At 37.9% G+C, this 13,862-nt stretch carries 13 protein-coding genes; 11 read left to right on the top strand and 2 right to left on the bottom strand.

Translation table 11 applies throughout. From position 1 onward, the window contains the following. Positions 1–3: 3 nt before the first annotated feature. The 6 genes from rsmI (at position 4) to MR062_RS06065 (ending at position 5,741) form a co-directional block, all read left to right on the top strand. A complete protein-coding gene (gene rsmI / locus MR062_RS06090; protein ID WP_242203204.1) occupies positions 4–681 on the top strand; it encodes a 16S rRNA (cytidine(1402)-2'-O)-methyltransferase in 678 nt (225 codons plus the stop codon). After that, positions 681–1,643 (top strand): alpha/beta hydrolase, encoded by a 963-nt coding sequence (locus tag MR062_RS06085; protein ID WP_242203203.1) that lies wholly within the window; start codon positions 681–683, stop codon positions 1,641–1,643. Before rsmI ends, MR062_RS06085 begins: the two co-directional genes overlap by 1 nt. Beyond that, entirely contained in the window at positions 1,640–1,993 is a 354-nt protein-coding gene (locus tag MR062_RS06080; RefSeq protein ID WP_242203202.1) for a HopJ type III effector protein, read from the top strand. Before MR062_RS06085 ends, MR062_RS06080 begins: the two co-directional genes overlap by 4 nt. 14 nt (positions 1,994–2,007) lie before the next feature. Further along, positions 2,008–3,108: an alkaline phosphatase gene (locus tag MR062_RS06075; protein WP_242203201.1), complete on the top strand. Its 1,101-nt coding sequence runs from the start codon at positions 2,008–2,010 to the stop codon at positions 3,106–3,108. A gap of 57 nt (positions 3,109–3,165) precedes the next feature. Beyond that, positions 3,166–3,741, top strand: coding sequence for a uracil-DNA glycosylase family protein (locus MR062_RS06070; protein WP_242203200.1), 576 nt, complete (start codon positions 3,166–3,168; stop codon positions 3,739–3,741). A 104-nt stretch (positions 3,742–3,845) separates the two neighbouring features. Continuing rightward, complete coding sequence (locus tag MR062_RS06065; RefSeq protein WP_262916821.1) at positions 3,846–5,741, top strand: serine hydrolase domain-containing protein; 1,896 nt, start codon at positions 3,846–3,848, stop codon at positions 5,739–5,741. A gap of 83 nt (positions 5,742–5,824) precedes the next feature. Here MR062_RS06065 and MR062_RS06060 read toward each other — a convergent pair whose 3' ends face one another. Continuing rightward, positions 5,825–6,415, bottom strand: a complete 591-nt coding sequence (locus MR062_RS06060) for a carboxymuconolactone decarboxylase family protein (RefSeq protein ID WP_242203198.1) — start codon at positions 6,413–6,415, stop codon at positions 5,825–5,827. 59 nt (positions 6,416–6,474) lie between these two features. On the opposite strand from MR062_RS06060, the gene MR062_RS06055 reads away from it, so the two are divergent. From MR062_RS06055 to MR062_RS06035, 5 genes are all read left to right on the top strand, one after another. Continuing rightward, the gene (locus MR062_RS06055) at positions 6,475–6,894 is read left to right on the top strand and encodes an OsmC family protein (protein WP_242203197.1); all 420 of its coding nucleotides are present in this window, start codon (positions 6,475–6,477) and stop codon (positions 6,892–6,894) included. 9 nt (positions 6,895–6,903) lie between these two features. Beyond that, positions 6,904–8,808: a peptide-N-glycosidase F-related protein gene (locus MR062_RS06050; protein WP_242203196.1), complete on the top strand. Its 1,905-nt coding sequence runs from the start codon at positions 6,904–6,906 to the stop codon at positions 8,806–8,808. A gap of 3 nt (positions 8,809–8,811) precedes the next feature. Further along, the gene (gene recJ, locus MR062_RS06045; RefSeq protein ID WP_242203195.1) at positions 8,812–10,512 is read left to right on the top strand and encodes a single-stranded-DNA-specific exonuclease RecJ; all 1,701 of its coding nucleotides are present in this window, start codon (positions 8,812–8,814) and stop codon (positions 10,510–10,512) included. A gap of 124 nt (positions 10,513–10,636) precedes the next feature. Continuing rightward, the gene (locus tag MR062_RS06040; protein WP_242203194.1) at positions 10,637–11,776 is read left to right on the top strand and encodes a Fic family protein; all 1,140 of its coding nucleotides are present in this window, start codon (positions 10,637–10,639) and stop codon (positions 11,774–11,776) included. Positions 11,777–11,782: 6 nt separating this feature from the next. Continuing rightward, entirely contained in the window at positions 11,783–13,054 is a 1,272-nt protein-coding gene (locus tag MR062_RS06035; protein ID WP_242203193.1) for an MFS transporter, read from the top strand. On the opposite strand, the gene MR062_RS06030 is transcribed toward MR062_RS06035, so the two are convergent. After that, positions 13,051–13,803, bottom strand: a complete 753-nt coding sequence (locus MR062_RS06030) for a UDP-2,3-diacylglucosamine diphosphatase (protein ID WP_242203192.1) — start codon at positions 13,801–13,803, stop codon at positions 13,051–13,053. The two genes, MR062_RS06035 and MR062_RS06030, sit on opposite strands and share 4 nt — an antisense overlap. Between the last annotated feature and the right edge of the window lie 59 nt (positions 13,804–13,862).

The following is a 13,862-nucleotide window of genomic DNA, read 5'->3' as shown; positions in this document are numbered from 1 at the left end:
TTAGTGAGTAAACTTTACTTGGTACCAACACCTATTGGCAATTTAAGGGATATGACGTTTAGAGCTATAGACGTCTTAAAACAAGTCGATTTAATTTTAGCCGAAGATACCCGTACATCTGGAAAACTCTTAAAACATTTCGAGATTACAACGCATATGCAATCCCACCATATGCACAACGAGCACAAAACGGTTGAAAGTGTTTTGCAAAAATTAAAATCGGGACAATCCATTGCTTTGATAAGCGATGCTGGTACGCCGGCCATTTCAGACCCTGGGTTTTTGCTCACGAGGGCAGCCATAGAACATGGGATTGAAGTAGAGTGTTTGCCAGGAGCTACTGCTTTTGTGCCTGCCTTGGTTAACTCTGGCCTGCCTAACGACAAATTTGTGTTTGAAGGCTTTTTACCAGTTAAAAAAGGAAGGCAAACCAGACTGCTCATGTTGGCCGAGGAAACCCGAACCATGATTTTTTATGAGTCACCACATAAACTACTTAAAACCTTAACGCACTTTTGTGAGTATTTTGGTGAAGATAGGCCTGTTTCCGTGTCGCGGGAACTTACTAAGCTATATGAGGAAACCGTTAGGGGAACGGCTAAAGAAGTTTTAGAACACTATACCCAAAAGCCTCCCAAGGGAGAAATTGTTATTGTGGTAGGAGGAAAAAGTAAACCTTAATGAATATTGTTAGAAGCATTGTAAAATGCCATTTTTCGTTTTTTTTAAGTATTAAAGCCATAATTGCAGTTAATATGTGTCAGGCTCAAAATTGCATCCTTCCCTTGTGGGGAGACGGTGTTCCCAATCAGAGAGTTAGCTTAGAAAAAGAGGAAGCCATAAGAACAGATATATTACGCATTGGAAACGTTCAAAACCCAACCTTAGCTTGTTATTTGCCTTCCAATTCGGTTAACACCCACAAAGCCGTAATTATATGTCCAGGAGGAGGTTATAGTATTCTAGCCTATGAAAAGGAAGGGACAAGCGTAGCAGAGTGGTTTCAAAAAAGAGGCATTGCAGCTTTTGTCTTGAAATATCGTTTACCGACATCAAACTCATTGATTGTACCCCATAAGGCCCCGCTTCAAGATGCCCAAAAAGCGATAAGGTTGGTGCGTCAAAATGCGGCACAATGGGGGATATCCACAACCGATATTGGAGTGCTGGGGTTTTCTGCCGGTGGCCATTTGGCATCGACATTAGGGGTGCATTACGATGAAGAAACTTATTTGCCATCGGCTCCAGAAGATTCATTAAGCGCAAGACCCGATTTTATGGCTTTATTGTATCCTGTTATCAATATGAATGCAGCCTATGCCCATAAGGGATCTGTAAATAATCTGTTGGGAAAAGACCCAAAACAGGGGCTCTTGGATTATTATTCCAATGAATTACATATTGATAGTTCAACTCCGCCCACATTTTTGGCACATGCCCAAGATGACAAAGGAGTCCCTATAGAAAATAGCCAGGTGTTTTATAAGCAATTGAAAAAAGCAGGTGTTCCTGCAGAAATACAAATATACGAAACAGGAGGTCATGGCTTTGGTATGTCTTTAGAGGACCAACACCTCCGTACATGGATAAGCTTATTATATGACTGGATTTTAAATATGGATAACAAAATAGAAACAAAATGACTTTAGATACATTTAAAAATAAGCTTAAACAGTCACCAGAAGCAATAGCCTTTTCGGAAACCATACAGCTAATTGATGCTATTTACGAGTTTACACCTACGGCTTTTAAAAATGGGACTTTACAGAATGAAGCTGGGGAAAACTCAGGCTCTTGCAAACTGTTTGCTTTTGCAAAACTGCAAGAATTTACTAAGGAAGAAACCTTGGCGTGTTTTGGGACCTACTATTATGAAGACGTATTGAAAGACCCTAATGGTACAGGACACCAAAATATTAGAAACTTTATGAAAACCGGTTTCGAAGGCTTGCTTTTTAAAGGTGACCCATTAACAAAAAAAATATCTAATTAAAAATAAAGAATACCATGATATCCTGTAAATTATCACCAATACTACTCAGTGCCTTTGTTTTAATATCGGCATGTAAATCTAAAGAAGCAACAAAAGAGGAGACTCCAAAAAAGCCTAAAAATGTCATTCTATTAATAGGAGACGGAATGGGGGTCTCGCAGGTCTCAAGTAGCTTTTATTTTGGGAATGAAACTTCCAGTTTTGAGCGATTCAAGCAAATAGGATTTATAAAAACATCTTCCCAAAGTGATTTGATTACCGATTCGGCAGCAGGAGCGACAGCTTTTTCAGCGGGTATAAAAACCTATAATGGCGCTATTGGGATGGATCAGGACACATTGGCGGTACCGCTAATAACCGATAAGGCTTCAGAAAATAAAGTGGCAACGGGAGTGATTAGCACCTCTTCGGTTACACATGCTACACCAGCGTCTTTTTTCGCCCATGTTAAGCGTAGAAGCATGGAAGAAGCCATTGCAGCACAATTACCTGAGTCGCCCATAGATTTCTTTGCGGGGGCGGGTAAGGATTTCTTTTTTAACCGTAAGGATAGTGTCGATTTGAGCATTGCTTTTACTAAGAATGGATTTGTTGTCGATACGGTTGCGCTTAACACTTCCCAAAGCTTAGATGTCAATAAAAAATATGGGTTTTTATTGGCCCCAAAGAGTATGCCTAAAATGAGTGAAGGCCGTGGTGACTTTTTAAGTGAGGCAACTCGCTTGGGAGTTAATTACCTCTCTAAAAACAAGGCCGGTTTTTTTCTAATGGTAGAAGGTTCCCAAATAGATTGGGGAGGCCATGCCAATGATTCTAACTATATTGTTGAAGAAGTAAAGGATTTTAGTAAAGTTATTGGAGAAGCTCTTGATTATGCTGAGAAGGAAGGAAACACACTGGTTGTTGTGACGGCCGATCATGAAACGGGAGGGTTTACGCTTGCTTCAGAGAATGGAGACTATAATAAAATTAAAGGGAGCTTTTCAACAGGAGGACATTCAGCGACTTTAATTCCGGTATTTGCTTATGGCCCAGGAGCTGAAAGCTTTCAAGGGATCTATGAAAATAATGCCATTTATCATAAAATTATTGATTTGACCCAATGGGGTAAGTAGCTAAGCTTATGGGTTGGACTTAATGAGGAAAGTCTTAAAAGGAAAATTTTGGCTTTAATGGATGCTTTACTAGAAGAAATAAGACAATGTACCATTTGCAAAGATCATTTGCCATTGGGACCACGACCCGTTATGTCGGCACATCCTGAATCTAAAATTGTTATTATTGGGCAGGCGCCAGGAACCAAAGTGCACGCATCAGGTGTGCCGTGGGATGACCCTAGTGGCAAGCAGTTGCGGAAATGGCTAGGGGTTACAGATGAAGATTTTTACGATGCCACAAAATTTGCCATCATTCCTATGGGGTTTTGCTATCCCGGAAGGGGAACATCGGGCGATTTGCCACCTCGCCCAGAATGTGCACCACAATGGCATGAACCTTTATTGGAGAACTTAAAGCAAGTAGAATTGGTGCTTTTAATAGGGACGTATGCCCAAAATTATTACTTGAAATCAGAGGCCAAGAAAACACTAACCGAAACCGTAAAAAACTACAAAGAGTATTTGCCCAAGTATTTGCCCTTACCACACCCCTCGCCCCGAAATAGGTTTTGGCTAAGCAAAAACCCTTGGTTTGAAACAGAGGTATTGCCGGAGTTAAGAAGACTTGTTGCTAATATAGCATATGTTTAAATGACACTTCACCAACTTAAAATATTCAAAATCATTTATCTGTATTTGTAACCTTTAATCAAATTAAATAGTCATAGTGAAAGTATAATTCTTATTACTTAGTTATGAAGTTTAGTTTTTTTGTGGTTTTCACATTTGTTTGTTCAACTTTATTTGGTCAAAAATTATCATTTAACCAAGTAAGAGACTCTATAAACACAATTATGCAAGAGGAAGATATTCCTGGAATTTCCCTTGCTGTTATTAATAAAAAGGATTCGCTTTATTGGGCAGGCGGATTGGGTTTTTCTGATATTGAAAATAGTACACCATTAACTAAAAACTCAATTATGTTTATTGCTTCTACAAGTAAGAACTTTATTGCACTGGGTATTTTGAAACTAGTTGAAGACAATAAGATAAGGTTAACGACCCCTATAAAAGAAGTAATTCCAGAAATTAAATTCAAAAATGAGTGGAGTGATGAGTCCCCTATTACATTAGAAATGGTGCTTGAACATACTACAGGATTTGATGAAACGCGATATAATAACTTTATAGGAGATGAAAATGACCATTACACACTAAAGGAGCTATTAAACAAATACCCTAATGCACTTCAAAGCAGATGGAGGCCAGGTACCATGTTTTCATATTCAAACATCAATTACACAGTTGCCGGCTATATCATTGAAAAAATTACAGGAATGCCTTTTGAGGACTATATCAAACAAAGCATATTGGATCCCATGGAAATGACACAAACTAAATTACGAGGGTTTACCACAAAATATCCTAACATAACAGTTCCCTATACATATGATTTTGAAAAACAGAAAAGCATACCTCTTTTCCCAAATGGAGGTATTGGCAAGAATTTTTTGCAACGACCGGCATCCTTTGTTATAACCTCATCCAATGATATGCTAAAGTATCTGGATTTTTATTTATCGGTAAACAAAAAGGAATATCCAATAGTGAAAAAAGAATCTATAGACCGCATGGAAAATGGTGTGACTAGCTATGAATCTCAACTACAGTTAGAAGGCAGATATGGTTTAGGCAATAAACCTGGTTTGAGAGAAGTAAGGCTTTTTGGTCATAATGGTATAGCTTGGAACAGTTCTTTTTTTATGTATAATAGAGACGAAGGAATTGGTTATTATGTGGCAACAAATTGCAGTTATGCCATTCCCCGAATTAGAAAGCTATTAAATGCATTTCTTCTTCAGGATTATAGTGTTAAAGAAGTTAGAAAATGTACAGAAGCCAAAATAGCTAAACCTTTTGAAGGATTTTACGTGGCTCAAAATTCAAGAAATGGGTTGTTGCTCTTCTTTGACAAGATTAGATTTGCAGGAAGCTTAAAAATAGATAACGACACTGTTTTTTTTGATGGCGGGCTAAAAATGAGAAAATATAAAGCCTTTAAAAAGATAAAGGAGCACGTTATACCATTAAAGAGAGTTGATAAGGAATTTGAAAGACAGATGAATTTTGCATCTGCAGGGCTAATGTACGATGTTGATAATGAACCCATGGTTGTATGGGATTCTGGAACCTCTATGGTTTATTTTAAAAAGACTTCTAAGTTTTTATATTATTTTAAAAAAGTTTCTTTTTTTGCAAGCTTTTTTGTTTTGGTCATTGGTCTTTTAATTATTGTTATAAATGCCATAATTAAACTCTTTCGACGCAAACTAAAAGTAAGCATACCCAATGTTTTTATTTTAATAGCTTCAATAGGTGTCATGGTAATGCTTTGGACTGGAATATCTTTAAACCCGATAGACCAAATTGCAATGGGAGATAAAAACCTAAGAACCATTAGTTTTTATTTAGCCAGTTTGACTTTCCCCTTAGCTACTGCTTTCTTTTTGTTTTTTGGAATGAAAAGAGTGTTAAGAACACGTTCAATTGTTTCAAAAAGTTTCTATTTTATTACAGCATATGCAATGGTCTATCTAAGTGTTTTTATGATACAGAATGGTTTTGTAGGATTGCAGTTTTGGAATTACTAGCCTCAGAAAGGATTAACCATATAAGCTCTAATCAATAAAGCAATTTAAAAGCTAAATCTTTAAAAATCTAAAAACAAAGCGGCCTAAACATGTTTCCCTTGGCTCCAGCCATGTTTCCCTAAATACTTTTCACCACTTTCAACGGCCCCATCTTCAATAGAGGTAGCCATGCTGTCGTTCCAACGGTTGAGGTAACCAAACAGAGAAATCACCCCTAGCATTTCCACAATTTCACCTTCGTTCCAGTGTTCATATAAACGGCGTTTGATATTCTCATCAACCGCATTGGGTATTTGTGAGGCCGCTAAACTAAAGTCTAGCGCAGCACGTTCAGCTTCAGAAAAAGCAGAGTGTGTACGGTAGTCCCAAATATGGTCCAACTGTTCCTGCTCTGCTCCATAGCGCTCCGCAGCACGAATGGCATGTGCTTGGCAATATCTGCAGCCCGTGGCGTTACTGCTAACCCATGCGATCATGCGCTTTAAAGCAGAGGTTACGCGGCCTTCATTGACCATCACCGCTTTATTTAAATTAATAAACGCCTTACTTATGGCGGGGCGATGTTGCATGGTAAGCACCGAATTTGGGCAAAATCCTAAAGTTTCGTTAAAGAATTTTGCAAGTGCTTTGGTTTCTATATCATGGTCGGCAGATAAAGGTGATACTAAAGGCATAATTATATTTTTTAGTAGTATTTTTGAACAGACAAGTAACAAAAAATAATTCAGAAAAAATGACAAATCACATAACAACAAAGTGGTTGGGTAACACGAAGTTTGAAAGTAATAATCCGTCTGGGCATAATCTGTTTATCGATGCAGGAGAAGCAGGTGGCGGTAATGGCGAGGGCTATCGCCCCAAGGCATTAATGCTATCGGCATTGGCAGGTTGTTCGGGTATAGATGTTGGTGGACTTATAAAAAAGATGAAACTTGAAGTAGACGATTTTACTATTGAAATTGATGCCGAACTTACCGAAGAACATCCTAAATATTATCACAAGGTCACGATGGACTTTCATTTTTTTGGGCCAGCATTAAACGAAAAAAAACTTCAAAAAGCGGTTGATCTTTCGGTTGAAAAATATTGTGGCGTTATGGAAATGTTCCGTCAATTTGCTGATGTTAAAGTTAACACCTTTTTTAATAAATAGTAGTTTAGAATGAAGCAACTTAGCCTCTTATTTTTTTGCATATTCATTACTGGATTTGGATACTCACAAGAAAAAATCCATGTGATTTCACATGATGGGGAAACCATCGTAACCGATCCCTCAAAAGGAAGTAATAGTTATAAACGTTGGGCTGTTTTTCCTCAAAAACCCAAAGATATTCGCAGCATTATTTTAAACCTAAAATTTCAATGCCCCGATAGCATGCGTTGTGCCGATTGGGATTATGTCGATCATATAAAGGCACGCCAAAAAAACGATTCGACTATTTATGAGATTGCCCGTATGCTAACGCCTTATGGTGGTTTTTTTCAAAAGGATTGGGGTTTCGAATGGCGGGTCGATGTTACCGATTTCAGTCTTATTTTAAGGGATGAAGTCGAAATTGATTATATCCATACGGGTTACGAGGACAATAAAACACGAGGTTGGAAAGTGACCGTGGATTTTGAAATCACTTATGGTGCGCCTGTGGCAAATCCGGTGGCCGTGCACAAAATTTACGATGGTAGTTATAAATATGGTTATAAAGACGACCCTATTGAAAATCACTTGGTTCCGGTAACCATCGATGCGAGTCCCAAAACCAATTTTTCAAAAATTAAGATCCACCAAACAGGGCATGGCATGGATGCCAATGGCTGTGGGGAGTTTTGTAGCAAATACCGCGATATTGTTTTTAATGGGGAAATTGTAGACCATAAGGATTTGTGGATGGAATGTGGGGACAACCCTTTGTTTCCGCAAGCAGGCACTTGGATTTTCGATCGTGCCAATTGGTGTCCTGGCTATTTGGTACAGCCCGATGAGGTGATGCTTAATACGGTTTCTGGAAAGCCTTTTACGGTAGAGATGAACATGGAACCGTATGAGACCGAAAAACCCAGTGCCAATGAGCTTATAAGTGCTTTTGTTATAGAGTATGAAAAACCAAATGCACAACACGATGTAACCTTGGTGGATATCGTCCAACCGTCAACACGTATTACAAACAGTAGAAAAAATCCCTTTGGAGGTTTGCCGGTAATTCGTGTGAAGAATAATGGCAGTGCTCCCTTAAAGAAAATGACTATTGCCTATTTTTTAGAGGGTGAAAAACCTCAAAAACACCAATGGACAGGCCATATTGCTTTTGGCGAAGAGGCATTGATAGCCTTGCCAACCGAAGTTTTCAGCAAAAAAGAAACGGCTACATTTCATGTGGTTTTAAAGCGACCTAATGGAAAAAAGGATGCTTTTAATGCAGATAATGCATTACAATCTACTTACGAACGACCGGATGTGTTGCCAGAGACCATTATTGTATATTATAAGACCAATAATAAACCTGGTCAAAATACCTATCGCATCCAAAACAGTTTTGGAGATATTGCTTTTGAAAAAGATAGTATTAACATGAAACCGAGTACAGTGTATCAAGACACCTTAAAACTCAAACCAGGAAATTATAATTTTAAATTTAGTGATAGAGAAGGCGATGGTTTGGAGTTTTGGTTTAAAGCTAAGGATGGCCGCGGCGAAGTGAAATTATTAGATTCGTTAGGAAGGGCCATAAAACAATTTAAATCAGATTTTGGCAGCCACATCAATTACAATTTTGCAGTGCGCACCGATATGCCTTACGAACTGGATAACCAACCCTCTATTGGGGTTTTTCCAGCAAGAACCAATGGCCCAATAACCTTGGATTATTTTTCCAATACATCGGTCAATGTGAAAGTCCTTATTGTTGATCAAGAGGATGAATCTAAAGTTTTAGAAGAACATACCTATCATAATTTTAGAAAAGGCCCCTTAGACTATAACTTATCCTATCTTCCTAAACAACGTTACTATATAAAGGTTTATGTGGAAGGGAAAGAAGTCTATAAAAATAGAATTAGACTAAAAAAATAATACATGCGTTGGACGCTTAAACCCAAACCCGAATCCCAGAAGGTAGAAGCCTTACAAAAAGCGCTTCAAGTTGATGCCATAGTTGCCAAACTATTGGTTCAAAGAGGGATTGAAACCTACGACCAAGCCAAAAAGTTTTTTAGGCCTGGTTTAGACGATTTACACGATCCTTTCTTAATGAAGGATATGGATAAGGCTGTGGCCCGGGTAGAGCAAGCTATAGCGAACAACGAGAACATTTTGGTTTATGGCGATTACGATGTCGACGGAACAACTTCGGTGGCTCTCATGGCTTCTTATTTAAAGACCAGAACAAATGCCGTGGCGACCTATATACCAGACCGATATGAAGAAGGTTATGGCGTTTCATTTCAAGGCATCGATTTTGCCCACGATAACGATTTTTCATTAATTATTGCCTTAGACTGTGGTATCAAAGCAGTAGAGAAAGTAGCTTATGCTAAAGAAAAGGGGATAGATTTTATTATTTGCGACCACCATAGACCGGGAGATTATGTTCCAGAGGCCATTGCAGTGCTGGATCCCAAACAAGTGGATTGTAATTATCCGTATAAAGAACTTTGTGGCTGTGGGGTAGGGTTTAAATTGGTGCAGGCTTTAGCTGTGCAAGAAGGTAAAACCATTGAGGATTTAACGGCATATTTAGATTTAGTAGCAATCGCCATTGGAGCAGATATAGTGCCCATTACTGGCGAAAATAGGGTTTTGGCTTATTTTGGGCTTCAGGTTATTAATAGTTCACCAAGAATAGGCATACAGGCACTTATAGCGCAAGTCAAGAAAAATGAACTTACTATAACCGATGTGGTGTTTATTATAGCGCCACGAATTAATGCCGCAGGACGTATGAAACATGGCAATCATGCTGTAACCTTATTAACGGAAACAGATGAAGCTTTAGCGGAACAGTATGCTGCAGAAATAGAAATTTTTAATACCGATAGACGTGATGCCGATAAGCGAATTACGGAAGAAGCTTTGGCTCAAATTGAAACCAAAAGCGAACAAGAAAGGTTTACTACTGTTGTTTATGATGAAACTTGGCATAAAGGCGTTATTGGTATTGTGGCTTCTCGATTAACAGAAACCTATTACAGGCCCACGCTGGTCTTTACCAAAAGTGGTGAGAAGCTGGCCGCATCGGCACGATCGGTGTCGGGATTCGATGTATATAACGCTCTTGAAGCCTGTAGCGACCATATTGAACAGTTTGGCGGACATAAATATGCTGCTGGTTTAACCTTGAAGGAAGAAAATTATGAAGCTTTTAAGCAGGCTTTTGAAGATGAGGTGTCCAAAACCATAGACAGAAATCTTTTAACGCCCGAAATTAAAGTGGATGCTAAGATCGATTTAGAGCAAATCGATTTTAGGCTTTGGCGTATTATCAAGCAGTTTGCTCCTTTTGGGCCGGGTAATATGACGCCCATTTTTATGACAGATGGCTTGGTTGATACAGGTTATGGCAAATGTGTTGGTGAGGACCAGACCCATTTAAGAATTACGGTACAGTCGCCCCGAACGCAGTCGAGAGGTCAAAAGCTTACAGCCATAGGCTTTGGTATGGGAGATAAATTAGACTTGGTTTCCAATAGAAAGACTTTTAGTGCAGTCTATTCCATCGATGAGAACGAATGGCAGGGTAATGTAAGCTTACAATTGAAATTAAGGGATATCAAATAGAATCCTTAAAAACTAAAATAATTTTTAGGTTATTTTAGTTTTTAACAAAAAACTAAAATAAAAAGCATTCTTATTTTAGTTTTTTCTATTTTTGTAAAATATAACTCCATTCATTTTTAGTTTTATGAATAGTTTTGAAGCTGGTAAAATTATAAACCAAGGGTATTATAAAAGCTTTCAGCCCAATTTAATTAATAGAGATTGGCATATTACAGATATGCAGGTTTTTGCATTATTAAGTAAGGCGGATAGGCATTTGGGAAGATTGGATATGTATTCGGAGTATGTGAATTTAGACCTATATGTAAGTATGCATATAGCTAAAGAAGCAACACAATCGTCTAAAATTGAAGGTACACAAACCAATATGGAAGATGCTTTTTTAAGCAAAGAAGATGTGGCATACGAAAAAAGGGATGATTGGGAAGAAGTACAAAATTACATAGCTGCAATGAATCAAGCCGTAAAAATGCTACATACTTTACCTTTTTCATCAAGGCTTATCAAACAAACACATAAAATTCTTTTACAGGGAGTAAGGGGTGAACATAAATTACCCGGAGCTTATAGAACAAGTCAAAATTGGATTGGAGGAGCATCGATAAATGATGCCGTATTTATTCCTCCAAATCATAATGCAATAAATGATTTAATGTCTGATATTGAAAAATTTGCGAATGATGAGTTAAACCAATTGCCCGATTTACTTAAAATAGCCATAATACACTATCAATTTGAAACGATTCATCCTTTTTTGGACGGAAACGGTAGAGTTGGAAGATTATTAATAATGCTATATTTAGTAAGTAAAGGTATTTTAAAACAACCCATTTTATATTTATCAGATTTTTTTGAAAGAAACAGAATGCTTTATTATGACAATTTAATGCGGGTAAGAACGCATAACGATTTATCACAATGGTTAAAGTTTTTTTTAACAGGCATTATAGAGACTGCGCAAAAAGGTGTTAAAACATTTGATGGCATTTTGCAATTACAAAAAGCTATAGATGAAAAGATCAAAACATTAAAAGGAAGAAGTGCTAGTGCTAAGTTACTTATAGATTATTTATACACTAAACCGATTATAAATGCGGCTTCAGTTACTGAAGTTATTGATAAATCACCTGCTTCTGTATATAAATTATTAAGGGATTTGGAACATTTGAAGATAATAGAAGAGGTTACAGGTTTTGAACGAGGGAGGCTTTATGCATTTACCGACTATTTAAATTTATTTACGAAAAATGAACCAAACCTATAGTTTGTTATGGCAAAAAACGATCCGTATGCAGCGTTGAGAATAAAAGAATTCAACATTTTTTTGTTCATGCGTTTACTATTGGTATTTGGTTGGTCTATGCAATTTATTGTTATAGAATGGGAAGTGTATAGCTTAACCAAAGATCCGTTAAGCCTCGGTTTAATAGGTTTAATGGAAATTATTCCCGCTTTTTCCATGGCATTGTTTGCAGGGCATATTGTAGATAGAAATGAAAAGCGGAACCTTTTGGCCTTATGCATCGCCGCCTTTTCATTAATTAGTCTTGGGTTGTTTTTGCTTACATGGGATAAGGTCGTAGCCAATTGGTCTACCAAAAGTATTCTGTTGGGCATTTATGCTTTGGTGTTTTTTGGAGGATTTTTGCGTTCCTTTTTTGGACCAACTATATTTTCTTTGGTCGCATTGATTGTGCCCAAAAAAATATACCCTAATGCCGCTACATGGAGTACGAGTACTTGGAAAACGGCAGCGGTTTTGGGAGCTTTGTTTGGAGGTTTTTCAATCCATTGGATGGGAGTCGATAAAACCTTGGGATTGGTGTTTGCCCTTGTTTGTATGTCTTTTGTTTTGACTTTTAGAATTAAGAAAAAACCTATTTTAAATACAAAAACAGAAGAGTCCGTAAAAGAAAGTTTAAAAGCTGGTGTTAAGTTTGTGTTTAGTAACAAAGCTATTTTAGGCGCCCTGTCCTTAGATATGATTGCCGTTTTATTTGGTGGAACCGTAGCCCTGCTTTCGGTTTTTGCACAAGATATATTGCATGTGGGTTCTAAAGGCTTCGGTATTTTAAATGCTTCTATTTCTTTGGGCAGTATTCTAACCATGTTTTTAACAACTTATATTCCCGTTAGTAAAAATACAGGCATTAAACTGTTGGTGGCCATTTTTGTTTTCGGGCTTTGTATTATTGGGTTTGGACTATCATCCATATTTTGGGTAAGTGTTCTGGCATTGTTTTTAAGCGGTGCTGCCGATGGCATTTCTATGGTGATTAGGCAAACGATTTTACAGTTAAAAACCCCCGATGAGATGCGCGGACGCGTATCGTCTGTAAACTCGATGTTTGTGGGCTCTTCAAATGAATTGGGTGCCTTTGAAAGTGGTTTGGCCGCTAAACTATTAGGTCCCGTAACCGCTGTGGTTTTTGGAGGGGTTATGACCTTGGTTACCGTAGTTACCATTGGAATAAAAAATCCAACGCTTAGACATTTAGATTTAAGAAAAGATATAGAAGAACACGAAAAAGAAGAGGTCTAAAATTCTTTGAGTTCAAGGGTTTTTCCATCAAAAACACCATAGGTGTAGTAGCTAATCCAGTCGCCTAGGTTTATGTATTTGGAGTTAGGGTTGAGGTCTATATTTAGGGGTAAATGTCTATGCCCAAACACAAAATAATCGCGGTGTTTGTCCTCTAGTTTGCGTTTGCAATACTGTACAAGCCATTCGTTTTCTTCCCCTAGAAAGGTAACGTCTTCTTCGCCCGAAATCAATTTGTTTTTTACCGAAAGGTACTGTGCCATACGTACGCCTAAATCGGGGTGCAACCAACGGAAAAGCCATTTGCAAAACGGATTGGTAAACACTTTTTTCATGCGTTTGTAACCTTTGTCGCCAGGGCCTAGGCCGTCGCCATGGCCAATAAAAAAGGTTTTGTCGTTAAAGGTAAATTCTTTGGGTTTATGGTAAACGGGAATGTTTAATTCTTCCTCGAAATAGCCATTCATCCACAGGTCGTGATTGCCCACAAAATAGTAAATGGGGATTCCAGAATCGCTAATTTCTGCCAGTTTGCCAAGTGTTCTGGTAAACCCTTTGGGGACTACTTTTTTGTATTCCATCCAAAAATCGAACAAATCGCCAAGAAGAAAAATAGCTGCAGCATCTTTTTTAACGGTATCTAACCAAGCTACAAATTTTTTTTCACGTGGCAAGGAAGCCGCTCTGGTAGGTGCTCCCAAATGGTTATCGGAAGCAAAGTATATTTTTTTTCCTTCTGGAATTTGCATGCGGTAAATATAAGTAAAGAAGTTAGAAGTACGAAGTTTGAAAAAAACAAACAGCCATT

This window comes from Aestuariivivens insulae (assembly GCF_022662195.1).
GTDB lineage: Bacteria > Bacteroidota > Bacteroidia > Flavobacteriales > Flavobacteriaceae > Aestuariivivens > Aestuariivivens insulae.
The sequence above is the reverse complement of the archived record's forward strand: the minus strand, read 5'-3'. Positions and strand labels throughout refer to the sequence as shown.

Excerpts from the sequence above, each read along its gene's own strand:
- MR062_RS06085 (WP_242203203.1), top strand. The coding sequence starts at position 681 with ATGAATATTGTTAGAAGCATTGTAAAATGCCATTTTTCGTTTTTTTTA.
- MR062_RS06080 (WP_242203202.1), top strand. The coding sequence starts at position 1,640 with ATGACTTTAGATACATTTAAAAATAAGCTTAAACAGTCACCAGAAGCA.
- MR062_RS06075 (WP_242203201.1), top strand. The coding sequence starts at position 2,008 with ATGATATCCTGTAAATTATCACCAATACTACTCAGTGCCTTTGTTTTA.
- MR062_RS06070 (WP_242203200.1), top strand. The coding sequence starts at position 3,166 with ATGGATGCTTTACTAGAAGAAATAAGACAATGTACCATTTGCAAAGAT.
- MR062_RS06065 (WP_262916821.1), top strand. The coding sequence starts at position 3,846 with ATGAAGTTTAGTTTTTTTGTGGTTTTCACATTTGTTTGTTCAACTTTA.
- MR062_RS06060 (WP_242203198.1), bottom strand. The coding sequence starts at position 6,415 with ATGCCTTTAGTATCACCTTTATCTGCCGACCATGATATAGAAACCAAA.
- MR062_RS06055 (WP_242203197.1), top strand. The coding sequence starts at position 6,475 with ATGACAAATCACATAACAACAAAGTGGTTGGGTAACACGAAGTTTGAA.
- MR062_RS06050 (WP_242203196.1), top strand. The coding sequence starts at position 6,904 with ATGAAGCAACTTAGCCTCTTATTTTTTTGCATATTCATTACTGGATTT.
- recJ (WP_242203195.1), top strand. The coding sequence starts at position 8,812 with ATGCGTTGGACGCTTAAACCCAAACCCGAATCCCAGAAGGTAGAAGCC.
- MR062_RS06040 (WP_242203194.1), top strand. The coding sequence starts at position 10,637 with ATGAATAGTTTTGAAGCTGGTAAAATTATAAACCAAGGGTATTATAAA.
- MR062_RS06035 (WP_242203193.1), top strand. The coding sequence starts at position 11,783 with ATGGCAAAAAACGATCCGTATGCAGCGTTGAGAATAAAAGAATTCAAC.
- MR062_RS06030 (WP_242203192.1), bottom strand. The coding sequence starts at position 13,803 with ATGCAAATTCCAGAAGGAAAAAAAATATACTTTGCTTCCGATAACCAT.